This window comes from Providencia sp. (assembly GCF_052096715.1).
In the GTDB taxonomy this organism is placed as follows: Bacteria; Pseudomonadota; Gammaproteobacteria; order Enterobacterales; family Enterobacteriaceae; genus Providencia.
Genome location: NZ_JBQDNB010000037.1, coordinates 1 through 24,043, shown reverse-complemented (window position 1 = coordinate 24,043; position 24,043 = coordinate 1). Strand labels below are relative to the sequence as shown.

The window sequence follows — 24,043 nt, the reverse complement described above, 5'->3', positions numbered from 1 at the left end:
ATCGTTCGCAGTTTGCTGCTTTTTAAATTTTAATGACTTCATGAAGCCACTGACTCAAAGAGCCAGTAGCTTATTTAAAATCATGATGGGCGACGGCGAGACAGTACCACTCCGGCACCAACTAACATACCGATTGCTCCCCACAGAATCATCATAAAGGCTCTGCGTGGGCTATCGCGTTTGACTGGATCTTCAGGGGTACGTAGATAACGGTATGCCTGAAAATTATCTTGGAGAGTCGGCCCTACACTCAATGTTGATAACATTGCAATGTTCTGATCATAGTCAGAGTCATGATCAGGGCCTGTAGCTTTTAATGTTTCAATCTGCGCCTGTAATAATGGCACACCTAACATAAACATCTTAGAGTCAGGAATTTCATCAACGGGCGTTGAACTTTGGTTACGTACAATTCCTTGTTTTTCAGCCACTTTCAGTGCCTGTTCAAGTGAATTCAAACGTCTTTCATATGCAGCCTGAGCAACCATATCTTCACGTTTTACTAACGCTTTCATCGATTGCATTTTTGTCGCCCAAGTGCCTTTTATTTCATCATTCAGATTCGTAGTTGCACGCTGATTTGCAAATTGCGTGTACTCACGTAAAAGCTGATTTGCATCAGTTGATGTTTCAGCAACGAGCTTAATGCTATCAGTTAGATTTTTAACTTCATCAGCTGGCGTAAACTCAATGTCATTAATCAATTCATCTAATAATGCAGCATCAGCTTTAGGATCATTTTCCAAACGTTGCTTATAGTAATCGGTATTCAACCAAAATTGACGGCGAGTATCGTAAGCTCCCAATTGTTTAGTAAACTCTTGGTAAGCTTCTTTCGCTATCGTTGGTAATTGTCCTTCTTGCCCAACATTATTAATACGTGAATCAAGGTTACGCAGGAATTGTTGCTGAGAATAATAGCTTCCCAGATTATTAACTGTTGGTAGGTCCGTGATTGCAGTTGAGCTCCATTTTTGCTGCATGAAATAGGAAGCACCCAATGCAATTGCAGCAAACACCACTGCAAATGCAACGATCCAGATTTTGCCTTGCCATAATGAGCGGCATAAACCACGGATATCCAATTCCGGTTCTACAGGAGCTTGATACTGACTAGGTTGCGTTTCTGAGTTATTCACTGCACAGAACCTCTATTTACGTTTTTCGTTACCGTATTGCACCTCGACGTGCTCTACGCCTAACTCGCTTAATAAAACGAGCGACTTTCCAAGCGCGTTTAATGCAATAACCATACATCATAAATACAAGCAAGAATAATGCCAACATTAACCATTCAGGTACAAAAGATAAACGTTCGCCAAGAATACCAATACATGCCAATACCGCTGCTGACAATGTAATAAGTACAAATGCGCCTTTCGGTGTAAAGCCTGAACGCATAATCAAATGATGAATATGCTGACGGTCAGGTGAAAAAGGACTCATTCCCTTGCGAATACGACGATACATAATGGCAACCATATCCATTAAAGGAATAGCAATAATCCACAATGCAGTCACCGGATTTATCGGATGAACTTGCTCTTGTGTCGAAGCAACAAGGATCCAAATAATTGTAAAGCCAATTAATGTACTTCCCGCATCTCCCATAAAGACTTTAAATCGGCGACCTAGGATGCCTAAATTAAGAAGGATATAAGGAAGGATAGCGGCTATAAACGCAAAACACCAAAATGCTAACGCATAATTACCACTTTGATACAATAAAAAGCCCAAAGCACCAAAGGAAACGGAAGATAATCCCCCTAAAAGCCCATCGATACCATCAACCATATTAAATGCATTAATCGCAGCCCATACTGCAAATAAGGTTACAATATAGCCAAATGGACCGAGAATAAGCTCCCATGGACCAAATGCATGCCCTAAAGATTCAAGTTTTAACCCTGCAGCCGTCATCATCACTACGGCAACAATCGCTTGAACACCTGCTCTTAATTTCACACTGATATCAAACCTGTCATCTAGTGCGCCAATAAAAACAAGTAATCCTGCACAGGCGATATATAACCATTTATGAGGTATATATTCCTCTGTAATGATAAATGCAAAACAGATCCCAAAAAAAACCGATATTCCCCCAACAAGGGGAACTAATCCTACGTGTTTTTTCCTGAAGTTAGGTTTATCTACCAAGCCGATTTTTGTTGCAACAACTCGGGCGATAAAAATAAAGACCAACGAAAACAAGAAAACGTAGAAGAGGCTGGTTATAAAGTGTGTGATATCCACAGTTCGACTCTCTCATCATTCTATTTAACTAAAAAAACTAAATTTTTTTGGACTAATGCCGATACACAAACAATAGCTACAGCATTATCATCTCAACAAAAAAATCTACTATAAGACGAATCTTTATTAGTTATGCTATTTATCCAGTATAACTAATAAATGAAACCTCACTTCCATACTTTATTTCGACAAGGTTACCTCGCCGATTTTATACTTAATAGCTGCAAGATGCATGCCATAAAAACAATACACTTTAATAGAGTTAAATATATTCCTTACCTTATTAGTCAATATATTTATATTGACTCACAAAATGTATAAATAAAATTCGCATAAAATACAGTAAGTTGACAGCGTTTATTTCGTTCTGTTTACGAAAAAAATAAACCTATGATACCCAACTACATTTTATAAAATATCATTTTTTGATATCTAATAAATATAAACTGTCCTATTTATTGATTAAAAACCAAGCGCTAGATCTATTTTTAGAAAAATAATAAATCAAGAATAATTCTGACAGCCCCCAGCATAAAAATATATTAAGCAATCAATATAGAGACCAGATAGATAAAAAATAAAAAAAAGGCGCTCCCCTGAGGTTGCGCCTATTTTTATCAGTCGACTAATAAACCTTAACCGTTAAGCTCTCTTCATAAAATCAAAGAACTCTTCGTTAGTTTTGGTCATTGCAAGTTTACTGATGAGGAATTCCATCGCATCAATTTCACCCATTGGATGAATAATCTTACGTAAGATCCACATTTTTTGTAATTCATCTTGCGTCGTCAGAAGTTCTTCTTTACGTGTGCCTGAACGATTATAATCAATTGCAGGGAAAACACGCTTTTCAGCTATCTTACGGGACAGGTGTAATTCCATATTACCTGTACCTTTAAATTCTTCGTAGATAACTTCATCCATTTTAGAACCAGTATCAACTAGCGCAGTTGCTATAATTGTTAAGCTACCGCCTTCTTCGACGTTACGAGCAGCACCGAAGAAGCGTTTTGGACGATGTAATGCATTCGCATCCACACCACCTGTCAATACTTTACCGGAAGAAGGTACAACTGTGTTATATGCACGAGCAAGACGTGTAATTGAATCAAGTAAAATAATAACGTCTTTTTTGTGCTCGACGAGACGTTTTGCTTTTTCAATAACCATCTCTGCAACTTGAACGTGACGTGCTGCTGGTTCATCAAAGGTCGAAGCAATAACTTCACCTTTAACTAAACGCTGCATTTCAGTTACTTCTTCAGGACGCTCATCAATAAGCAATACCATCAATACACAATCAGGATGGTTTTGGGCAATGTTAGTTGCAATATTTTGCAGTAACATTGTTTTACCCGCTTTTGGTGGTGCAACAATTAAACCACGTTGGCCACGGCCAATTGGTGCAGCTAAATCAAGTACTCGTGCAGTTAAATCTTCAGTTGAACCATTACCACGTTCCATACGAAGACGACGATTTGCATGTAATGGGGTTAAGTTTTCAAAAAGGATTTTACTGCGGGCGTTTTCAGGTTTGTCGTAGTTAACTTCGTTAACTTTCAAGAGGGCAAAATAACGTTCGCCTTCTTTAGGTGGACGAATTTTTCCTGAAATGGTATCGCCGGTGCGTAGGTTAAAACGACGAATTTGACTAGGGGAAACATAGATATCATCAGGGCCTGCAAGGTAGGAACTATCAGCTGAACGGAGGAAACCAAATCCGTCTTGCAATATTTCCAATACTCCATCGCCGAAAATATCTTCTCCACTTTTAGCGTGCTGCTTCAAGATTGAGAAGATAATATCTTGTTTTCTCATACGGGCTAAATTCTCTAGCCCCATGTTTTCGCCTAACGTAATCAGATCTGATACTGGCGTATTCTTTAATTCGGTAAGATTCATAATGGTGGGTTCTTTAACTCGGGGTAATTCTCGAACTATGAACGTAAATTGAAAGCAACTTATAATATAAGGCCATAATATAAGTGCCAGTTTAACTTTATAGCGCCCTGTTGATAGTGACTCATAAGAAACCAACAACAATGCGTAAAATTTTGTGTTTGCTGCTATCGTTGCATTAACATGATAGTGCACATACAGCTATTACTCATCTGGATGATGTTTGTATATTATTAGAAACGTACACAATATTAGCAATAGTTTTTTGTACATTTAAGACAACATTTATTCCAATATCGCAAATTTAAGTTCAATCAACGCACTAAAACATAAATGATCAATATTAAATTTTACTCAATTCACTACTTGTATCCTATGGCTCAGTCGACTGAAGTTGATAGCTGACAGGCAACAGATTACCTTTAATCTATACGTTCTAAAATTGCATAACCACAGAGATGGAATATAGCAACAATATCACTAAGTTATTACTACACTGATAAACTAGATATATAAGGTAAGAGCAATGGAATACAAGATAATTCTTACGAGTGATACACGAGGAATGTAGTTAACTTATCATGCTTGAAAGAGGACGTCTAGCGGCTCTCTACATAAAATAGATTTACCGCTAAACGTTTTAACTTACATATAACTATAACTTACAGATTTTCGTCTAGAAATTCCTTCAGTTGCGTTTTAGATAGTGCGCCAACTTTTGTTGCTGCTACACTACCATTCTTAAATAATAGAAGCGTAGGGATGCCACGAATACCATATTTGGGAGCGGTAGCCGGATTTTCATCAATATTCAGTTTTGCGATGGTCAGTTTGCCTGTATATTCTTGAGCTACTTCATCAAGAATAGGCGCGATCATTTTACAAGGACCGCACCATGCTGCCCAGAAATCGACGAGAACAGGTGAACTTGCTTGTAGAACTGCAGTTTCAAAACTTGCATCAGTTATATGTATAATTTTGTCGCTCATGTTGTACTCCAAAGGATCATCTTTTACAGATTTAGTGTAACATTATTGGCAGCAGGATGCTTTATTTCAAAAGATACGCTTTCGTAAATCAACCGTTAACTGATATTCTAACACACTATGAGTAAAGCACACTTGACAGAAAAGAAGTTTTCCGACTTCGCATTGCACCCTAAAGTCATTGAAGCCCTTAGTAAAAAAGGCTTCGACTATTGCACGCCAATACAGGCGTTCACGTTGCCTTTCACTGTCAAAGGCAAAGATGTTGCGGGGCAAGCGCAAACAGGTACGGGCAAAACGTTAGCATTTTTAACGTCTACATTTCATTATCTATTAACTCACCCTGCTATTGAAGGGAAAAAAAATAATCAGCCACGCGCGCTTATCATGGCACCGACTCGTGAATTAGCAGTACAGATTTACTCTGATGCAAAAGAGCTTGCAGAGTATACTGGCCTGAAAATGGGTCTCGCCTATGGTGGTGATGGCTATGATGAGCAATTAAAAGTTCTACAAAATGGTGTTGATATTCTAATTGGCACCACAGGACGTCTAATCGATTACGCTAAACAAGGTTACGTTGACTTAAGTGCAATTCAGGTAATTGTACTGGATGAAGCAGACCGCATGTATGACCTTGGTTTTATTAAAGATATTCGTTGGCTATTTCGTCGCATTCCTGCGGCGTCAGAAAGACTTAACTTACTCTTCTCCGCAACACTATCTTACCGTGTTAGAGAGCTAGCGTTTGAACAAATGAATAATCCTGAATACATTGAAATAGAACCTTTACAAAAAACAGGTCATCTCATCAAAGAAGAGTTATTTTACCCTTCTAATGAAGAAAAAATGCGCCTGCTACAAACTTTACTTGAAGAAGAGTGGCCTGAGCGTTGTATTATTTTTGCCAATACTAAACATCGCTGTGATGATATCTGGGCGCATCTTGCCGCTGATGGTCATCGAGTTGGCTTACTTACTGGTGATGTCGCACAGAAAAAACGTCTACGAATTTTAGAAGAGTTCACGCAAGGCCAAATTGATATTTTAGTCGCCACTGACGTTGCTGCTCGTGGTTTACATATTCCTTCAGTCACTCATGTTTTTAACTATGATTTGCCTGATGATTGTGAAGACTATGTACACCGTATCGGCCGAACGGGTCGTGCTGGTGAAAGTGGTAACTCAATTACGCTAGCTTGCGAAGAATACGCACTTAATTTACCGGCGATTGAAGAATATATTCAGCATTCAATCCCAGTCAGTAAATATAATAGTGATGCTCTGTTAAGCGATCTTCCGGCACCAAAACGCCGTCATCGCCCACGTCCTGGAGGCCCTCGTCGCAATTCAAATTCGCCACGTCGCCATAATGGTCCTCGTAATAACCAGAAACGTCCAGGCTAAGTAAAAATAATATGCTGAAATCTTCTTCTCTTTATGCTGCAATCGATTTAGGTTCAAACAGTTTTCATATGTTAGTTGTTCGCGAATCGGCAGGCAGTATTCAGATAATTTCCAGGGTCAAACGTAAAGTTCGCCTTGCTGCTGGGTTAGATAAAAATAACCAGCTATCAGAGCAAGCGATGGAGCGAGGCTGGCAATGTCTGCGTCTTTTTTCTGAGCTCTTACAGGATATTCCTCGTGCTCAAATCCGTGTTGTCGCCACTGCGACATTACGTTTAGCAAAGAATGCAGATATTTTTATCGAAAAAGCCAGCGAAATCCTTGCCAATCCCGTCAAAGTTATTCGGGGAGAAGAAGAAGCGCGCTTAATTTACCAAGGTGTTGCACACACCACTGGCGGTCCAGACCAACGCTTAGTTGTCGATATTGGTGGTGGCAGTACAGAGCTTGTCACAGGCTTAGGTGCAAAAGCACAGCAGCTTTATAGCCTTGAAATGGGCTGTGTAACATGGCTTGAACGTTATTTTAGTGATAGGACGCTAACAGAAGAAAACTTTGCACAGGCACAAGCCGCTGCATTGAATGTGATTGCGCCTATCGCTGATGCCTTAAAAACTCACGGGTGGAAAATTTGTGTAGGGGCATCAGGTACTGTTCAAGCGATTCAAGAGATCATGATTGCACAAGGCATGGATGAGCTTATTACACTCTCTAAACTGCAACATCTTAAGCGCAAAGCAATACAGTGTCATAAACTGGAAGAACTTGAAATTGAAGGGCTTACTTTTGAACGTGCACTTGTATTTCCAAGTGGCCTATCGATTTTAATCGCCATTTTTGAAGCACTCGATATTGATAATATGACACTTGCTGGCGGCGCTTTACGTGAAGGCTTAGTGTATGGCATGCTTGAACTGCCTATCGAGCAAGATATTCGAGCTCGTACATTGCGTAATATCCAACGTCGCTTTCAAGTTGATATCGAACAAGCTGGTCGTGTTAGCCAACTCGCAGAACATTTTTATCTACAAGTTGCAAAAGATTGGAATTTAGAACCCCGCTGTCGAGATTTATTATTGAGCGCTTGTGCATTGCACGAAATTGGCCTGAGTGTTGATTTTCGCCAAGGGCCTGAACATGCGAGTTATTTAATCACGCATCTTGATTTACCCGGATTCACTCCCGCTCAAAAACGCTTACTTGCTGCTCTATTAAAAAATCAGCAAGGGCCTGTAGATCTCGCCTCTCTTAGCCAACAAAATGCACTGCCAATACAGCAAACCTATGATTTGTGTCGCTTACTCAGATTAGCGATTATTTTCGCGAGCCGTAGACGTGATGACACTTTGCCAGCATTGAGACTGAATGTGAACTCTCACATTCTCACCATTATGTTGCCTTACCGTTGGTTAACTGAGTACCCTTTACGTGCTGAAAATTTGCAACAAGAGGTTCAGTGGCAAAGCTATGTAAACTGGACGTTAGAGCTCGAAGAACGCAATAGTTCTAATAGTTAATCCCATTTCACGCTAAGGTTAACTTAGCGTGAAATCAATTTGACCTAATCACCGGCTTTTTTTAATCCTAATCGCGCCTTAATATCCGCTAACGCAGATTGTCCTTTTTGCATGCGCTCCTCTGCGCTTACGACTTTACGTTGCTGTTCCCATTCAAGATCATCTTGCGGTAATTCAAGTAAAAAACGGCTTAATTCAGGACGAATTAATTCACCATATTGACGACGTTCACGACAATGGGTAAAAAATAGCTCTCGCTGTGCACGAGTGATCCCGACATAAGCTAATCGTCGCTCTTCATCAATATTATTTTCATCGATACTACTTTGATGAGGAAGAAGCCCTTCTTCCATGCCAACCAAAAATACATACGGAAACTCTAATCCTTTAGAAGCATGTAATGTCATCAATTGAACTTGATCGGAATCCTCATCATCTTCCCCTCGCTCCATCATATCTCGCAATGTAAAACGGGTCACAATTTGAGTCAGGGACATCGGATCATTTAATTCGTCTCCTTCAATCATTTCACCCATCCACGAAAATAATTGATTGACGTTTTTCATTCGCATTTCAGCTGCTTTAGTGCTAGTTGACGTTTCATACAACCAGCTTTCATAATCCATTTCGCGCAATAAATCACGAACAGCAAATAAGGGTTCTCGCTCCGACATTTTAACAATGTCATCCATCCAATGGGTAAATTTCTGAAGAGACTCGAGACCTTTGCCTTTTAAAGTTTGCTCTAAACCTAGATCAAAACTGGCTTGATAGAGACTTTTACCCCGTTGGTTTGCCCATTCACCTAATTTTTGAATTGTTTTAGGACCAATTTCACGGCGTGGTGTATTCACAATGCGCAAAAACGCACTATCATCTTCTGGGTTAGTCAGCACTCGCAAATAAGCAAGTAAGTCTTTAATTTCAGGCCGAGAGAAAAAAGAAGTTCCCCCAGATATGCGATACGGTATCCGGTTTTGCATCAGCATTTTTTCAAAAATGCGTGATTGATGATTACCTCGATACAAAATAGCGTAATCTTTATATTCAGTTTTATTAATAAAATGATGTGCAATTAATTCGCCAATTACCCTTTCCGCTTCATGATCTTCATTATTTGCGGTTAGGACTTTTAATGGTGCCCCATAACCTAGCTCAGAAAAAAGCTTCTTTTCAAAAACATGAGGATTATTAGCAATAAGAATATTTGCCGCTTTCAAAATACGCTCTGATGACCGGTAATTTTGTTCTAACTTAATCACATTAAGCTTAGGAAAGTCTTGGCTAAGCAAAACGAGATTTTGTGGTCGAGCACCTCGCCATGAATAGATTGATTGATCGTCATCACCCACAACCGTAAATCTTGCACGTTGACCAACCAATAATTTGACTAATTGATACTGACTAGTATTGGTATCTTGATATTCATCCACCAGCAAATAACGAATTTTTTGCTGCCAACGCTCACGAACTTCTTCATTTTGGTTTAAAAGTATGGTTGGTTTGCTAATCAGATCGTCAAAATCAAGAACATTACAGCTTTTTAAATGCAACTCATAACGACGATAACATTCAGCAAAATGTTGCTCTTTCTCACCTCGAGCTTGCCCAACCACTTGTTGCGGTGAAATCAGATCATTCTTCCAATTTGAAATAGCTGTTATTAGCTGTTTCAATAAATCTTTATCTTCTTCAAGTAAATCAAATGTTAGCTCTTTCAACAGCGCCATTTGGTCTTGATCATCAAATAAGGAAAAATTAGCTTTGATCCCCAGCGCTTTATATTCACGCTTAATAATTTCCAAGCCTAATGTATGAAAAGTCGAAATAATTAACCCACGCGCCTCTTTTTTACCCAATGTTTGTGCCACTCGCTCTTTCATTTCGCGAGCCGCTTTATTCGTAAAGGTCACAGCCGCAATTTGACGAGGCTGATAACCACATTGACGAATAAGATGCGCAATTTTATTGGTAATAACTCTAGTCTTACCTGAACCAGCCCCTGCTAACACAAGGCATGGGCCTTCCACAAATTCGACTGCCTGTTGTTGGCTTGGGTTTAATCGCATGGCTTCTCTACATCACTTAGTTAGTCAAAATGGAACTCGCTACAGATTGTAGCAGAAACCCAACCAACTCTTGAGTAACGATCCCCTATAACGGCAAAAAACCACATCATTCATCAGAATCATGTGGTTTTGTTTTATTCTTTTATTACATCAATATATTTTTCTAAACTATTCTCATAAAAAATACGCTGATTATCCAAAGCATTTCGCGTTCTAGGTAGGAAGCAAATAAGATTATCCCAAGGAGCATACAAAAGTATGTGACTTGGGTAATCTTAAGAAGCTGACACCCCTAGAACGTGAAAGGAGAAGGATAATTAATTGCCGACAGAAATCTTCTTCATATCCATCATATACCCGCGTAAAGTCTTACCGATGGCCTCAATTGGGTGATTACGGATAGCTTCATTGATATCACGTAACTGCGCATTATCAGTTCCGTTATCTGCAACAGGCTTAGCTAAGTCACCCGCTTGTACTTTTGTCATAAATTCTTTTAACATCGGTACCGCTGCGAATGAGAACAAATAGTTACCATATTCTGCGGTATCTGAAATAACGACGTTCATTTCATATAAACGCTTACGAGCAATAGTGTTAGCAATCAATGGCAGCTCATGCAATGACTCATAATAAGCTGATTCTTCAAGAATACCGGCTTCTAACATAGTATCGAATGCTAATTCTACACCCGCTTTAACCATCGCAACTAGCAGTACGCCATGGTCAAAATATTCTTGTTCTGGAATTTTACCATCATACTCTGGATAATTTTCAAATGCTGAATTACCCGTTTCTTCACGCCATGTCAGCAAGTTTTTATCATCATTTGCCCAGTCAGCCATCATATTTGATGAGAACTCACCTGAAATAATGTCATCCATGTGTTTATGGAACAATGGCGCCATAATGGTCTTCAATTGCTCAGATAACGCATATGCACGCGCTTTTGCTGGATTAGATAAACGATCCATCATCAGCGTGATGCCGCCTTGTTTCAGTGCTTCGGTAATCGTTTCCCAACCGAACTGAATCAATTTACCTGCATAACCTGGCGCTACACCGTCTGCAACCATTTTGTCATAGCTCAGTAAAGCGCCGGCTTGCAACATACCACACAGAATGGTTTGCTCGCCCATCAAGTCAGATTTAACTTCAGCAACAAATGACGATTCCAAAACACCAGCACGATGACCGCCTGTCGCTGCGGCCCATGCTTTAGCGATAGCCATACCTTCACCTTGAGGGTCATTCTCTGGGTGAACTGCAATCAACGTTGGAACACCAAAGCCGCGTTTATACTCTTCACGAACTTCAGTACCTGGACATTTCGGTGCAACCATCACAACAGTAATATCTTTACGGATCTCTTCGCCAACTTCAACAATGTTAAAACCATGGGAGTAACCCAGTGCAGCACCTTGTTTCATCATAGGCTGAACAGCACGAACAACGGTAGAATGTTGTTTGTCTGGCGTTAAGTTAACCACTAAATCCGCTTCTGGGATCAGTTCTTCATAGGTGCCAACTTTAAAACCATTTTCTGTCGCTTTACGCCATGAAGCGCGTTTTTCGCTAATTGCTTCTGCGCGTAATGCATAAGCAATATCCAAACCTGAGTCGCGCATATTTAGACCTTGATTTAGGCCTTGAGCACCACAACCGACGATGACGATTTTTTTACCTTTCAGATAACCAGCTTCATCCGCAAATTCTTCGCGGCTCATGAAACGGCATTTACCTAATTGCGCTAACTGCTCGCGCAAATTCAATGTGTTGAAATAATTCGCCATTGTCGTACTCCATTGTTCAGTAGTGTTCTGTTGTATTTGTTATGTCAGATAATTTATTAATCTGTTGCTCATTATTGAGCTGCTATAAAGTTACTATATGCGAAGAATCACATTGCTTAAATTGATATATTAACAATACAATGTTGCATAAATCGCAATAACGATAATTACGGTCACTTGAGGTACAAATGGATATCCGAGATTTAAAGCTATTTTTGCATTTAGCCGAGAGCTGCCATTTTGGCCGTACATCGAAAGCCATGTATATCAGCCCTTCAACGCTATCACGGCAAATACAGCGGCTTGAGGAACAATTGGGGCATCCATTATTTATTCGTGATAACCGCTCAGTAAAATTAACGCAAGCAGGTGATCACCTTAAGCAATTTGCTCAGCAGACTTTATTACAGTATCAACAATTACAACATGTACTCAACCAACAAAGTCCCTCTTTGAGTGGTGAGTTACGACTTTTTTGCTCGGTTACAGCGGCTTATAGTCATTTACCTCAAGTGCTCGACAAATTTCGTGCTTTGCATCCTTTGGTTGAAATAAAACTGACCACTGGTGATGCCGCTGATGCAGTTGAAAAAATTGAAACGAAAGAGGCCGATCTGGGTATTGCGGGTAAACCAGAACGACTCCCTGATAATGTGAGTTTCACTAAAATAGGAGAAATTCCATTAGTGCTGATCGCACCATCGCTACCTTGTGCGGTACGTACCATGGTCATGGAAGACAAGCCTGATTGGTCAACTGTGCCTTTTATCCTGCCAGAGCATGGGCCATCACGTAAACGTATCGAGCTATGGTTTCGCCGCCATAACATCAATAACCCGGTCATATACGCTACGGTATCCGGACACGAAGCCATTGTCTCAATGGTGGCGCTTGGTTGTGGTATTGCGCTAATACCCAGTGTTGTTGTCGATAACAGCCCAGAACCTGTTCGTAGCCGTATTTGCCAATTAGAGAACATTTCAATGGTTGAACCATTTGAGCTTGGCGTCTGCCTATTAAGCAAACGCCTAAACGAACCACTGATAAAAGCATTTTGGGAATTACTCCCAGAACACCTAATCTAAGGTTTTGGGATCATCTTGCGGGGCTAAAAAGAAGCGGAATGACGGATTTCCCGTTTCATCATGATGCTCATAACCAAGAGCATCAAGATGTCTATCAAAACGTACCTCAGGGCCCGAAAGCTCAAATGCAGCCAATACGCGACCATAATCAGTACCATGACTGCGATAATGAAATAACGTAATATTCCAATGCGTTCCCAAGGTCTCTAAAAACTTCAATAACGCCCCTGGAGACTCTGGGAATTCAAAACTATATAATCTTTCTTCTAAAGGCTTCGACGGACGACCACCAATCATATAACGGACATGAAGCTTCGCCATTTCATCATCTGACAAATCAGCAACTTCATAGCCATTATTCTGTAATTCTTGAATAATCTCAAGCCGCTCATTTTCACCGCCATTCAAACGAACACCAACAAAAATACAAGCGCGATCCGGTGCTGCATCCGTGTAACGATAATTAAATTCTGTAATTAAACGGTGACCTAAGAGCTGACAGAATCGTAAAAAACTGCCTTTTTTCTCAGGAATAGTGACGGCCAATAGAGCTTCTCTTTGCTCTCCTAGCTCACAACGCTCAGAAATATAACGCAACCCATGAAAATTCATATTTGCGCCAGAAAGAATATGCGCAAGACGTTCGCCTTTAATGTTGTGTTGCTGAACATATTTTTTTAATCCAGCCAATGCGATAGCACCCGATGGCTCCGCAATTGCCCGAACATCTTCAAAAATATCTTTCAATGCAGCACAAATAGAGTCACTATCAACCGTAATCACATCATCAACATACTGCTGACATATCCTAAAGGTTTCATCGCCAATGCGCTTTACGGCAACACCTTCGGCAAATAAACCGACTCTAGGTAAATCAACAGGATGCCCTGCCTCTAACGCGGCCTTTAAGCACGCAGAATCTTCAGCTTCAACACCAATGATTTTAATTTCAGGCATTAGATGTTTAATTAATACGGCCACACCTGCGATTAACCCACCGCCACCAACAGGAATAAAAATACGATCCAAATGTGCGTCTTGTTGTAATAATTCAAGGGCAATTGTCGCTTGCCCTGCAATGACTAAAGGATGATCAAAAGGTGGCACAAAGGTGTAACCTTCCTCCTCTGCCATGGCTATCGCTTTTGCTTTTGCTTCATCAAAATTAGCACCATACAAAATGGCTTCGCCACCAAAGCTACGAACGGCATCAACTTTAATGTCGGCTGTCGCCGTTGGCATCACAATTTTAGCATTAATGCCAACACGCTGAGCAGATAGCGCAACACCTTGTGCATGATTACCGGCAGAGGCCGTCACCACGCCTTTTGCTTTTTGCTCTTCCGTTAAGCTAGCAATCATGGCATATGCACCACGTAGTTTAAAACTATGAACAGGCTGTCTATCTTCACGTTTGACTAAAACAGTGTTACCCAAACGCAAAGATAATTTTTCCATTTTTTGGAGTGGCGTAACCGTCGCCACTTCATAAACCGGCGCGCTTAGCGCCGCTTTCAAGTAATCCGCCCCTGAAGGAGCTACTGGTAACGGTTTTGCTGCTGCCACAATCAGCCTCCTAGCTTCGATTTATCGCGTACAGCGCCTTTATCCGCACTGGTCGCCAAAGAAGCATAAGCACGCAATGCAAAAGAAACTTCACGTTGACGATTACGAGGGGTATACGCTTTTTCACCACGAGCAAGTTCCGCATCACGACGTTTCGTTAGCTCATCTTCGCTAACTACTAGTGCCATGGTTCTTTTCGGAATATCGATATCAATAATGTCACCGTCTTGAACTAAAGCTAATAAGCCACCACTTGCCGCTTCTGGTGAAATATGTCCAATAGAAAGCCCTGAGCTACCACCAGAGAAACGTCCATCAGTGATCAACGCACAACTCTTGCCAAGTCCCATAGATTTCAGGTAAGACGTTGGGTAAAGCATTTCCTGCATACCTGGGCCACCTTTTGGCCCTTCGTAGCGGATAACGACCACATCGCCTTCCACTATTTTGCCACCAAGAACAGCATCAACCGCATCATCTTGGCTTTCAAAAACTTTCGCTGGACCTCTGAATGTTAAGCTGCCTTCATCAACACCCGCAGTTTTAACAATACAGCCATTTTCCGCAATATTACCCGACAGAATAGCCAAACCACCATCTAAACTATAAGCATGTTCAAGGTTGCGAATACATCCATTTTCGCGATCTGTATCCAGCGATGGCCAACGACAACTTTGAGAGAATGCTTTCGTCGTACGAATACCCGCTGGACCCGCAGAAAACATAGATTTCACTGCGTCATCTTTAGTCAACATGACATCATATTGGGCTAACATTTCTTGGAAAGTCAGTCCTAAAATATTAGTCACATCTTCTTGTAATAAACCAGCACGGCTGAGCTCACCCAAAATACCAATAACACCACCAGCGCGATGCACATCTTCCATGTGATATTTTTGCGTACTTGGTGCAACTTTGCACAAATGTGGAACTTTGCGAGATAGGCGATCGATATCATCCATCGTGAAATCAATTTCTGCTTCTTGTGCTGCCGCCAATAAGTGTAAAACGGTATTGGTTGAGCCACCCATCGCAATATCCAACGTCATTGCATTTTCAAACGCAGACTTATTAGCAATATTACGCGGTAATGCACTTTCATCATCTTTTTCGTAATAACGTTTTGTAAGTTCAACAATGCGTTTACCCGCGTTGATAAACAACATTTCACGATCAGAATGAGTCGCTAGCAATGAGCCATTCCCTGGTTGTGATAGCCCAAGCGCCTCAGTCAAACAGTTCATTGAGTTTGCAGTAAACATACCCGAGCAGGAGCCACACGTTGGACAAGCTGAACGCTCAATTTGGTCACTGACTTCATCGCTAACATTCGGGTTTGCCCCTTGGATCATTGCATCAACTAAATCCAACTTAATAATTTGATCTGAAAGCTTAGTTTTACCCGCTTCCATCGGGCCGCCCGATACAAAGATAACAGGAATATTCAGGCGTAAAGCTGCCATCAACATGCCTGGGGTAATTTTATCGCAGTTCGAAATACAGACCATCGCATCAGCACAATGCGCATTGACCATGTATTCAACGGAGTCGGCAATCAATTCACGGGAAGGTAAGGAGTACAGCATTCCGCCATGCCCCATCGCAATACCATCATCAACAGCGATAGTGTTGAACTCTTTTGCAACGCCACCTGAATTTTCAATATGTTCTGCGACTAGCCTACCTAAGTCACGTAAGTGAACATGCCCTGGAACGAACTGAGTGAATGAGTTAACAACTGCAATAATTGGTTTTCCAAAATCATCATCAGTCATACCTGTCGCACGCCATAATGCGCGAGCACCAGCCATGTTGCGACCATGAGTGGTTGTTGCTGAACGGTACTTAGGCATATCTTTACTCCCGAGTTTAAAACAGGCAGGGAACGACCGCCTGTAAATCAGTTTGTACCCAAAATAATTATAATTGCAGGTAATCAGCAAGTGACTATAACCAACACCCCTGCAATTTGAAGTATGACGAGTATGTATTATTCGTTATTGAGGGTTAATTGGATCTAACCAGCCCCATTTATCTTCTGTTGTACCGTCAAATAAACCAAAGAATGCTTGTTGGATTTTTTTCGTTACTGGACCACAGCGACCGATACCCACTTCGATACCATCGACACTGCGTACAGGCGTTATCTCAGCAGCAGTTCCGGTCATGAAAACTTCATCAGCAAGATAAAGAGACTCACGAGACAATGTTTGCTCACGAACTTCAATTCCCATATCTTTTGCTAGAGTCAAAATTGCATCACGAGTGATCCCAGGTAATGCAGATGACGTAAATGGCGGTGTAAATAAAATACCATCTTTGACTTCAAATATATTTTCACCCGCACCTTCAGATAAATAACCATGCACATCTAATGCAATGCCTTCTTGATAACCATGGCGACGCGCTTCGCTACCAACAAGTAAAGATGACAAGTAATTACCACCCGCTTTTGCACCAGTAGGGATCGTATTTGGTGCCACACGATTCCAAGAAGAGACCATAGCATCAATACCTTGGTCTAATGCATCTTCACCTAAATATGCACCCCATGGGAATGCAGCCATGATCACATCAGTACTGTAACCATCTGGTGGATTAACACCCATACCAACATCACCTACAAAAACTAAAGGGCGAATATAAGCACTGACTAAGTTATTTTCACGCAATGTTTTACGACAAGCTTCCATTAATTCTTCAACACTATAGCTGACAGGCATGCGGTAAATTTTTGCAGAATCACGCAAACGTTGCATATGCTCACGATGACGAAAGACCACCGGACCTTTATGTGAGTCATAGCAACGTACGCCTTCAAATACTGATGTCCCATAATGCAGTGCGTGAGACATTACGTGAACTTTTGCATCAGCCCATGGCGTCATTTCACCGTTAAACCAAATAAAGTCAGCTTTCTTAGTCATTTTATTTATTTCCTTACATTGCACTTTGTGTGCGTAATAGTCGTGATTCTTGTTGTAGTATTTCAACTTCTGTAATGTCTGCCAGTTTAGTTAACTGTGCGCAAAGCTGTGTTAACGGTCTCTGGCTACTTACAGTAAGCTCTATATTCACATTATCGCCATCTGCCGATTGGCCCATATTCATAGCATTTATACGAAATCCACGATGGCGTGTAACACGTAATATACGCTCTAAAACCTCAGGACGGAAACGGGCTAATATTGAGAGTTGATGTTGCATCATAACGGTTTCTCCATCATTTTTTCATTACTCGCCCCTGGTGGAACCAATGGCCAGACGTTTTCTAATTCATTAATTGATACCTGTAATAAAAATGCGCCGTCGCTATTAAGCAATTCATCTAATGCCCCATCTACTTCTGATTTGCAGGTAATACGACGCCCTGGGATATCAAAAGCACTTGCCAATGCCACAAAATCAGGGTTATCAGTCAAAATAGTTTCACTATAACGCTGTTCAAAAAATAACTCTTGCCATTGACGAACCATACCTAAACGTTGGTTATCTAACAATAGGATCTTAACAGGCAGTTTTTTACGCTTAATGGTGCCAAGCTCTTGAACATTCATCATAAAAGAACCATCACCAGAGACACAAACAACCGTATCTTGCGGTCTGGCAACTTGTGCGCCAATCGCAGCTGGAACACCAAATCCCATCGTTCCAAGGCCACTTGATGTTAAAAAATTTTCAGGGCCATCAACAGTAATATGTTGTGCTGACCACATTTGGTGTTGCCCTACGTCTGTCGTCACAACAGTATTCGGTTTCATTTTGTCGGCGAGTTGTTTTAACAACAAAGGCGCATAAATAAGCTCGCCGGGATGATCATAGCGCCAACCAAACTCTTTTTTCAGCTGCTGGACTTCCTGCTGCCAATGAGAAATGGACTTTCTTAACATTAATTCAGGTAGTAGTGCTTTCGCATCCCCTAACAAAGCCACATGTGTTTGACGTAATTTATCTAATTCAACGTGATCTATATCGATGTGAATAACTTTGGCATTTGGTGCAAAGGTATTTAGCTTACCGGTTACCCTATCATCAAAACGCGCGCCTACGGCTATCAACAAATCACAACGCTGCACCGAGATATTAGCGGCTTTAGTCCCGTGCATACCTAGCATGCCCAAGTAGTTATCATCCGAAGGTGTCACGGCACCTAACCCTTTGAGCGTAACAACTGAAGGAATGCCCGTATAATCAATAAAGGCTCTTAATTCTTTAATCGCTCCAGACATACCAACACCACCACCAATGTATAACATTGGTTTTTCTGATTGCTCTAACAGCATTCTTGCCTGCTGAATTTCATCAGTTGCTATTGCTATATCTTGTTCAACAGGCATCAGATAAGGAGATAGTTCTGCATGTTGTAGTTGAATATCTTTCGGAATATCAATCAGTACAGGTCCAGGACGCCCACTATTTGCGATTGCGAAAGCTTCAGCAAGGATGCGAGGTAAATCTTCTATCGAATCAACTAAAAAACTATGCTTAGTACAGGCAAGAGACAAACCTAAAACGTCCACTTCCTGAAAGGCGTCAGTTCCGATAAAGTCTGAAGCAACTTGCCCCGTAATAGCAACAACAGGCACAGAATCTAACAATGCATCGGCAAGGCCTGTAATAACATTGGTCGCTCCGGGTCCTGAAGTCGCGATACAAACGCCCGTTTTACCTGTTGAACGTGCATAGCCAATTGCAGCAATGACAGCACCTTGCTCATGGCGACATAGTAAATGTTCAACACCACCATCGTACAATGCATCGTAAACAGGCATGATAGCCCCACCAGGATACCCAAAAACAGTATCAACCCCTTGCGTTCGTAATGCCTGAACTAACCACTGTGCTCCGTTCATGCTCTGCTCCTGTCTGTCGATTACTTTATTTGTTTGTATTTATTTTATTTTTTGTGAAATTTTTTATTTTGATAAACATTTATGTCAAAAAAAACCCCGCGCCTTTCGGTGCGGGGTTCTCGTAAGATTTAGCTATTATTTCAGCTTTCGTCGTCCAAGTGCAGCCCCGCACGGTGGGATAATAATCACCACCACGCTAATAATAATTAGGCTAACTGCTTGGATAAATGCGTTCATAAACGGTATCTTTTTCTTCAACATTATTCGTTATCTTTATTAAAGAGTTATCATTTTAAAAATCATTTGACAACTTTTATTTATTTTATTTATTTTCTAAATGTTTATTTCAATAAAAATCAATTAATTACAAACAGAACAACATAATAAACCACCATTTCATGAAAAAACAAACAATCAGACCTGCCGATAATCACATGCTCAGCAATATAAACCAACTCAATATTTCGCGCTTTATCCAATAAAAACATTATTTAATCATTATTTTTTCTCTTTAGTTTCATCACGCATCCAATATTCCAATAAATAAAAAATCATATCAATGCTGATAAAAACGCATTACGAAGCGCTTCGCAAGAAATTAAATAGTTTTTAAATTTGACAATTAAATTGTCGAGTAGCTTCGCAAAAATAAAGTATACAGGATGAAAGTTAACTAATTTCTCACAGAATATTACTCTGTGTATTCAATGAGGAAATTTATGACACTTGCTATCGTTTATACCAGAGCTTCAATTGGAATGGATGCACCACTAGTTACCGTTGAAGCGCATATTAGCAACGGCCTCCCAGGATTAACTTTAGTTGGCTTACCCGAAACTGCGGTAAAAGAAGCGAGAGATAGAGTTCGGAGCGCATTACTTAACAGCGGTTTTGAATACCCAGCTAAAAAAATGACCATTAATTTGGCCCCAGCCGATCTACCGAAAGAAAGCGGCCGTTACGACCTTGCGATTGCTATTGCAATCTTAGCATCATCAGGACAAATCCCACATGACGCATTGAATCAACATGAGTTTTTGGGTGAACTTGCATTATCTGGCTTTATTCGTCATGTAAATGGTTCTATTCCTGCTGCACAAGCCGCGCTCACTCAAAATAGGCTTCTAATTCTTTCCGTTGAAAATCAACATCAATTAAATTTATTGCCTGCTAACAGCGTAAAATTCTCATCAACTTTGCTTGAACTTTGTCATTTTTTACATAAAAAAACAGACTTAGTTAGTAATCAATACTTTTCAAAATCGCCCCATCCTCCTAACTATGAGCATGATATCAATGATATTATTGGTCAAGAACAAGGAAAAAGAGCATTAGAGATTTGTGCCTCTGGAGGTCATAATTTATTACTACTAGGCCCACCAGGTACAGGAAAAACAATGCTAGCTAGTAGATTAATGACTTTATTACCCTCATTAACACCGCAAGAAGCCTTAGAGGTCGCATCACTACATAGTTTAACTCATACTTTAACAGAAGACCCAAACTGGCCAGCAAGGCCATTTAGAAGCCCGCATCACAGCGCATCTGTTGCTGCGCTTATCGGAGGAGGAAGCCTTCCGAAGCCTGGAGAGATATCTCTTGCCCATCATGGTATTTTATTTTTAGACGAATTACCTGAATTTAGCCGCTCAGTACTAGATGCATTACGTGAACCATTAGAATCAAGAAAAGTCATCATTTCCCGAGCAAAAGCGAAGGTTTGTTTCCCCTCTAACTTTCAACTTATCGCAGCATTAAATCCAAGTCCAACAGGGCACTACCAAGGTGAAATAAGTCGCTCTTCTCCAGCCAAGATTTTACGTTATCTTTCTCGTATTTCAGGGCCGTTTCTAGATAGATTCGATATTTCAATTGAACTACCTTTACTTCCTTTAGGCACATTAAGTCATCAAACAAATCAAGGCGAAACAAGTGAACAAATACGCATAAGAGTAATTGCTGCAAGAAATAAACAAATTGAAAGAATAGGAAAAATTAATAGTCAGCTAACATCAAGAGAAACGACAATATTTTGTAAGCTCAGTACAGAAGATGCATTGTTTTTAGAACATGCACTCAATAAACTAGGACTTTCTATACGTGCATGGCATAGGATACTAAGAGTTTCTAGAACTATTGCCGATCTTAATGCATCAACACACATTGAACGGGCACATTTATTGGAAGCGCTAGGCTATAGGGCGATGGATAAGCTATTGCTTCATTTGCAAAAACAAGTAAGCTGAGCAAAATAAGCTGAAAAAGACGACGCATGAGCATCTGGAATAAATAAAGGGACCGAAGTCCCTCTTAATCATTCCGACGTTAAAACTAATCGTCAGAATCGGTATAGTCTTCCGATGGGTCTATCTGTGGTTTACCACCAGATAACGTATGGAAGCGTTTTGGACGATTAATACGACTAGTATATTTTGCCCAAACTTTTTCTTCAGGGGTAGCAGGTTCACGTTCACCGCGACAAACAGCAACGAAAAGTTTCTCTTCATCTGTCTGTGCTGGACGTTTACCTAAATCAAGCTCATTAAAAGCTTGGCCGTGGCGCTCTAACAACTGAGCCTCTTTGATGGTGAAATCACCATGACGAGAAAAACCACGTGGATAATGTTTGTTATCGAAAAAACGATTAGTCGTGATGAAGCTATCTGCCATCTGACACACTCCTAACTTATTACAGTCAACTCTATATGGCGCGGAGTATTAGACAGCATAGACAATCTGTAAAACAAAACATTTAAATCATCACGATAAAAATAATTGGAGATACGCGTGGATAGTGAGTTATTGAAAACTTTTTTAGAAGTCAGTAGAACCAGACACTTCGGTAGAGCCGCAGAATCACTCTATTTGACACAGTCTGCTGTTAGCTTTCGTATCCGCCAATTAGAGACTCAACTTGGCACAAGCTTATTTACGCGACACCGTAATAATATTCGATTAACACCGGCAGGTGAGCGCCTAGTTCCCTATGCCGAATCTTTAATGAATACATGGCTACAAGCTAAAAAAGAAATATCTCACGCATCTCAGCACACTGAGCTTTCAATCGGTGCGACTGCCTCCCTATGGGAAGGTTACCTGACAGACTGGGTTGAAGAGCTTTATAATCAGCATGATGAATTACGATTGGAAGCAAGAGTTTCAACTCGTCAATCACTTGTAAAACAGCTGCACTCAAGAGAATTAGATTTATTAATAGCTACTGAGCCACCTAAAATGGATGAATTTGAAAGCACCATAATCGGTTCAATTGAATTACAATTAATGGCTTCACAAAAAAATATTGCGCTAACCAAATATAATTATATAAAACTTGAATGGGGTGCTGATTTTCATCCTAAAAATGAATCAGTATTAGCACAAGATGATACTCCAGTGATGATCACGACATCTGCTCATATAGCACGTCAATTACTTTCTGTATCGCTCTCAGCGACGTTTTTACCTGAACATTGGATAGTACAATATCCTGGCTTAAAAACGCTCTCAGAAACCGTAATTATTAAGCCGTTATATGCGGTTTGGCTGCAAAAAAATGATCAACAAGCACTCATTAATCAATTAATTAAAGTACCTATAAAAAATGCACAGTTACTAATCGAACCATCCAAAGATGAGTGATCTTTCACTCATTTTCTAGCGGATTGCATAACCATCAACTCAGCAGACACTAATTAACTTTTCACCATGACTTTTTCATACTCTACAGGTGGTTATTGATTATCGGAACCATGCCTACGTTTAATGTTGTAGAAGATCTCGATATATTCAAAAATATCCATACGCCCTTCTTCTTGAGAGAAATAAATCTTTCATTCTCTTTTTCATCAATTGAAAAAACGTTTTGCAACCACGTGTCACGATAATTTCCTCTACAGCTCATACTAACATCCAATCAGTCCTGCTTTAAAAAAGCATTCTAATCATGACTGGCATATTGACTGCCTTGGTCGGAATACACGAGTACATTCTTTAAAAATTTTCAATATCAGTAAATCATGACTAGTATTTTTTATTATTTCTTATAATACAATATATTACAGTTCATATTTTAATGTCTAAAACCATCAGTTCACATCCTAAATCAGTGCATTTTAAAAAATCCACCCCCTATATTTTGATGAATTATAATATTTATTTCAGTCTTAATAACCTCGATCTCAGGGAGATTAATTCTGTCATGTCCATTCAAATATATAGATATAACGAGTAACTATTCAAATAAGCATTATTTAATAAATATATTTCATTAATACTCAGCACAAAGAGCAATAATCTAATAAGTAAGCTAACAATATGTTTTTTTATTGAAAAAGAAATGAGGTAAATAATAGAAGGGTTAATAAAATAAATAACGAGGAAGTAAATTGAATGAAATGAGTAAAATTTAGATAAAGAAAAACCCGATTAATATAATCGGGTTATCAATAGATACTTCTTTTATTATTACTTAATTGGTAACTGGCAGGGGCGGAGAGACTCGAACTCCCAACACCCGGTTTTGGAGACCGGTGCTCTACCAATTGAACTACGCCCCTAAATTAAGTGGCGGAACGGACGGGACTCGAACCCGCGACCCCCTGCGTGACAGGCAGGT

At 40.2% G+C, this 24,043-nt stretch carries 18 protein-coding genes, 1 tRNA gene and 1 pseudogene; 5 read left to right on the top strand and 15 right to left on the bottom strand.

Annotated features, from left to right (window positions below; all coding sequences use genetic code 11):
- Nucleotides 1-80: 80 nt before the first annotated feature.
- The 4 genes from wzzE to trxA form a co-directional block, all read right to left on the bottom strand.
- Complete coding sequence (wzzE, locus tag ACTH6U_RS19695; RefSeq protein WP_336429410.1) at nt 81-1,139, bottom strand: ECA polysaccharide chain length modulation protein; 1,059 nt, start codon at nt 1,137-1,139, stop codon at nt 81-83.
- 28 nt (nt 1,140-1,167) lie between these two features.
- Nucleotides 1,168-2,253, bottom strand: a complete 1,086-nt coding sequence (gene wecA / locus ACTH6U_RS19690; RefSeq protein WP_294104383.1) for a UDP-N-acetylglucosamine--undecaprenyl-phosphate N-acetylglucosaminephosphotransferase — start codon at nt 2,251-2,253, stop codon at nt 1,168-1,170.
- Between the two features lie 642 nt (nt 2,254-2,895).
- Entirely contained in the window at nt 2,896-4,155 is a 1,260-nt protein-coding gene (gene rho, locus ACTH6U_RS19685) for a transcription termination factor Rho (RefSeq protein ID WP_294104385.1), read from the bottom strand.
- Between the two features lie 659 nt (nt 4,156-4,814).
- A complete protein-coding gene (gene trxA, locus ACTH6U_RS19680; protein WP_294104387.1) occupies nt 4,815-5,141 on the bottom strand; it encodes a thioredoxin TrxA in 327 nt (108 codons plus the stop codon).
- A 117-nt stretch (nt 5,142-5,258) separates the two neighbouring features.
- Between trxA and rhlB the strand changes: the two genes are divergently transcribed.
- Both rhlB and gppA read left to right on the top strand, forming a co-directional pair.
- Nucleotides 5,259-6,545: an ATP-dependent RNA helicase RhlB gene (rhlB, locus tag ACTH6U_RS19675; RefSeq protein WP_294104389.1), complete on the top strand. Its 1,287-nt coding sequence runs from the start codon at nt 5,259-5,261 to the stop codon at nt 6,543-6,545.
- Nucleotides 6,546-6,556: 11 nt separating this feature from the next.
- Nucleotides 6,557-8,062 (top strand): guanosine-5'-triphosphate,3'-diphosphate diphosphatase, encoded by a 1,506-nt coding sequence (gppA, locus tag ACTH6U_RS19670; protein ID WP_336429414.1) that lies wholly within the window; start codon nt 6,557-6,559, stop codon nt 8,060-8,062.
- Nucleotides 8,063-8,106: 44 nt separating this feature from the next.
- Here the strand turns inward: gppA and rep are convergent, their stop codons facing one another.
- Together rep and ilvC are read right to left on the bottom strand one after the other, a co-directional pair.
- Complete coding sequence (gene rep, locus ACTH6U_RS19665) at nt 8,107-10,131, bottom strand: DNA helicase Rep (protein WP_441830148.1); 2,025 nt, start codon at nt 10,129-10,131, stop codon at nt 8,107-8,109.
- Between the two features lie 317 nt (nt 10,132-10,448).
- Nucleotides 10,449-11,924, bottom strand: coding sequence for a ketol-acid reductoisomerase (gene ilvC, locus ACTH6U_RS19660; RefSeq protein ID WP_294104397.1), 1,476 nt, complete (start codon nt 11,922-11,924; stop codon nt 10,449-10,451).
- A gap of 188 nt (nt 11,925-12,112) precedes the next feature.
- On the opposite strand from ilvC, the gene ilvY reads away from it, so the two are divergent.
- A complete protein-coding gene (gene ilvY / locus ACTH6U_RS19655) occupies nt 12,113-13,009 on the top strand; it encodes an HTH-type transcriptional activator IlvY (RefSeq protein WP_441832978.1) in 897 nt (298 codons plus the stop codon).
- Here ilvY and ilvA read toward each other — a convergent pair.
- The 6 genes from ilvA to ilvL form a co-directional block, all read right to left on the bottom strand.
- A complete protein-coding gene (gene ilvA, locus ACTH6U_RS19650; RefSeq protein WP_441830147.1) occupies nt 13,001-14,575 on the bottom strand; it encodes a threonine ammonia-lyase, biosynthetic in 1,575 nt (524 codons plus the stop codon). The two genes, ilvY and ilvA, sit on opposite strands and share 9 nt — an antisense overlap.
- Nucleotides 14,576-14,577: 2 nt before the next feature.
- The gene (gene ilvD / locus ACTH6U_RS19645; RefSeq protein WP_336429418.1) at nt 14,578-16,428 is read right to left on the bottom strand and encodes a dihydroxy-acid dehydratase; all 1,851 of its coding nucleotides are present in this window, start codon (nt 16,426-16,428) and stop codon (nt 14,578-14,580) included.
- A gap of 144 nt (nt 16,429-16,572) precedes the next feature.
- Nucleotides 16,573-17,502, bottom strand: coding sequence for a branched-chain amino acid transaminase (locus ACTH6U_RS19640; protein ID WP_294104405.1), 930 nt, complete (start codon nt 17,500-17,502; stop codon nt 16,573-16,575).
- Nucleotides 17,503-17,515: 13 nt separating this feature from the next.
- On the bottom strand, nt 17,516-17,785 hold the full coding sequence (gene ilvM / locus ACTH6U_RS19635) for an acetolactate synthase 2 small subunit (RefSeq protein ID WP_294104407.1): 270 nt from the start codon (nt 17,783-17,785) through the stop codon (nt 17,516-17,518).
- Nucleotides 17,782-19,428 carry an acetolactate synthase 2 catalytic subunit gene (gene ilvG / locus ACTH6U_RS19630; protein WP_434719662.1) on the bottom strand — a complete coding sequence of 549 codons (1,647 nt, stop codon included), beginning with the start codon at nt 19,426-19,428 and terminating at the stop codon, nt 17,782-17,784. The genes ilvM and ilvG overlap by 4 nt, the downstream gene beginning before the upstream one ends.
- 135 nt (nt 19,429-19,563) lie before the next feature.
- On the bottom strand, nt 19,564-19,665 hold the full coding sequence (ilvL, locus tag ACTH6U_RS19625) for an ilv operon leader peptide (RefSeq protein WP_073890001.1): 102 nt from the start codon (nt 19,663-19,665) through the stop codon (nt 19,564-19,566).
- A gap of 482 nt (nt 19,666-20,147) precedes the next feature.
- Here ilvL and ACTH6U_RS19620 point away from each other — a divergent pair, with 482 nt between their 5' ends.
- Nucleotides 20,148-21,674, top strand: a complete 1,527-nt coding sequence (locus tag ACTH6U_RS19620; RefSeq protein ID WP_441832977.1) for a YifB family Mg chelatase-like AAA ATPase — start codon at nt 20,148-20,150, stop codon at nt 21,672-21,674.
- Nucleotides 21,675-21,759: 85 nt separating this feature from the next.
- Here the strand turns inward: ACTH6U_RS19620 and ACTH6U_RS19615 are convergent, their stop codons facing one another.
- Nucleotides 21,760-22,098, bottom strand: coding sequence for a DUF413 domain-containing protein (locus ACTH6U_RS19615; RefSeq protein ID WP_294104418.1), 339 nt, complete (start codon nt 22,096-22,098; stop codon nt 21,760-21,762).
- A 111-nt stretch (nt 22,099-22,209) separates the two neighbouring features.
- On the opposite strand from ACTH6U_RS19615, the gene hdfR reads away from it, so the two are divergent.
- The gene (gene hdfR / locus ACTH6U_RS19610; protein ID WP_336429438.1) at nt 22,210-23,067 is read left to right on the top strand and encodes an HTH-type transcriptional regulator HdfR; all 858 of its coding nucleotides are present in this window, start codon (nt 22,210-22,212) and stop codon (nt 23,065-23,067) included.
- Between the two features lie 92 nt (nt 23,068-23,159).
- On the opposite strand, the pseudogene ACTH6U_RS19605 reads toward hdfR, so the two are convergent.
- Both ACTH6U_RS19605 and ACTH6U_RS19600 read right to left on the bottom strand, forming a co-directional pair.
- A pseudogene (locus ACTH6U_RS19605) lies at nt 23,160-23,422 on the bottom strand (IS3 family transposase); the annotation flags it as partial.
- Between the two features lie 486 nt (nt 23,423-23,908).
- Nucleotides 23,909-23,984 (bottom strand) — tRNA-Trp (locus ACTH6U_RS19600).
- Nucleotides 23,985-24,043 lie beyond the last annotated feature (59 nt).

What these genes read in the sequence shown, in the direction of transcription:
- ilvD (WP_336429418.1), bottom strand. Translation starts at nt 16,428, where the DNA reads ATGCCTAAGTACCGTTCAGCAACAACCACTCATGGTCGCAACATGGCT.
- ACTH6U_RS19640 (WP_294104405.1), bottom strand. Translation starts at nt 17,502, where the DNA reads ATGACTAAGAAAGCTGACTTTATTTGGTTTAACGGTGAAATGACGCCA.
- rep (WP_441830148.1), bottom strand. Translation starts at nt 10,131, where the DNA reads ATGCGATTAAACCCAAGCCAACAACAGGCAGTCGAATTTGTGGAAGGC.
- ilvL (WP_073890001.1), bottom strand. Translation starts at nt 19,665, where the DNA reads ATGAACGCATTTATCCAAGCAGTTAGCCTAATTATTATTAGCGTGGTG.
- ilvY (WP_441832978.1), top strand. Translation starts at nt 12,113, where the DNA reads ATGGATATCCGAGATTTAAAGCTATTTTTGCATTTAGCCGAGAGCTGC.
- ACTH6U_RS19615 (WP_294104418.1), bottom strand. Translation starts at nt 22,098, where the DNA reads ATGGCAGATAGCTTCATCACGACTAATCGTTTTTTCGATAACAAACAT.
- ACTH6U_RS19620 (WP_441832977.1), top strand. Translation starts at nt 20,148, where the DNA reads ATGACACTTGCTATCGTTTATACCAGAGCTTCAATTGGAATGGATGCA.
- gppA (WP_336429414.1), top strand. Translation starts at nt 6,557, where the DNA reads ATGCTGAAATCTTCTTCTCTTTATGCTGCAATCGATTTAGGTTCAAAC.
- ilvM (WP_294104407.1), bottom strand. Translation starts at nt 17,785, where the DNA reads ATGATGCAACATCAACTCTCAATATTAGCCCGTTTCCGTCCTGAGGTT.
- ilvG (WP_434719662.1), bottom strand. Translation starts at nt 19,428, where the DNA reads ATGAACGGAGCACAGTGGTTAGTTCAGGCATTACGAACGCAAGGGGTT.
- rho (WP_294104385.1), bottom strand. Translation starts at nt 4,155, where the DNA reads ATGAATCTTACCGAATTAAAGAATACGCCAGTATCAGATCTGATTACG.
- rhlB (WP_294104389.1), top strand. Translation starts at nt 5,259, where the DNA reads ATGAGTAAAGCACACTTGACAGAAAAGAAGTTTTCCGACTTCGCATTG.
- ilvC (WP_294104397.1), bottom strand. Translation starts at nt 11,924, where the DNA reads ATGGCGAATTATTTCAACACATTGAATTTGCGCGAGCAGTTAGCGCAA.
- trxA (WP_294104387.1), bottom strand. Translation starts at nt 5,141, where the DNA reads ATGAGCGACAAAATTATACATATAACTGATGCAAGTTTTGAAACTGCA.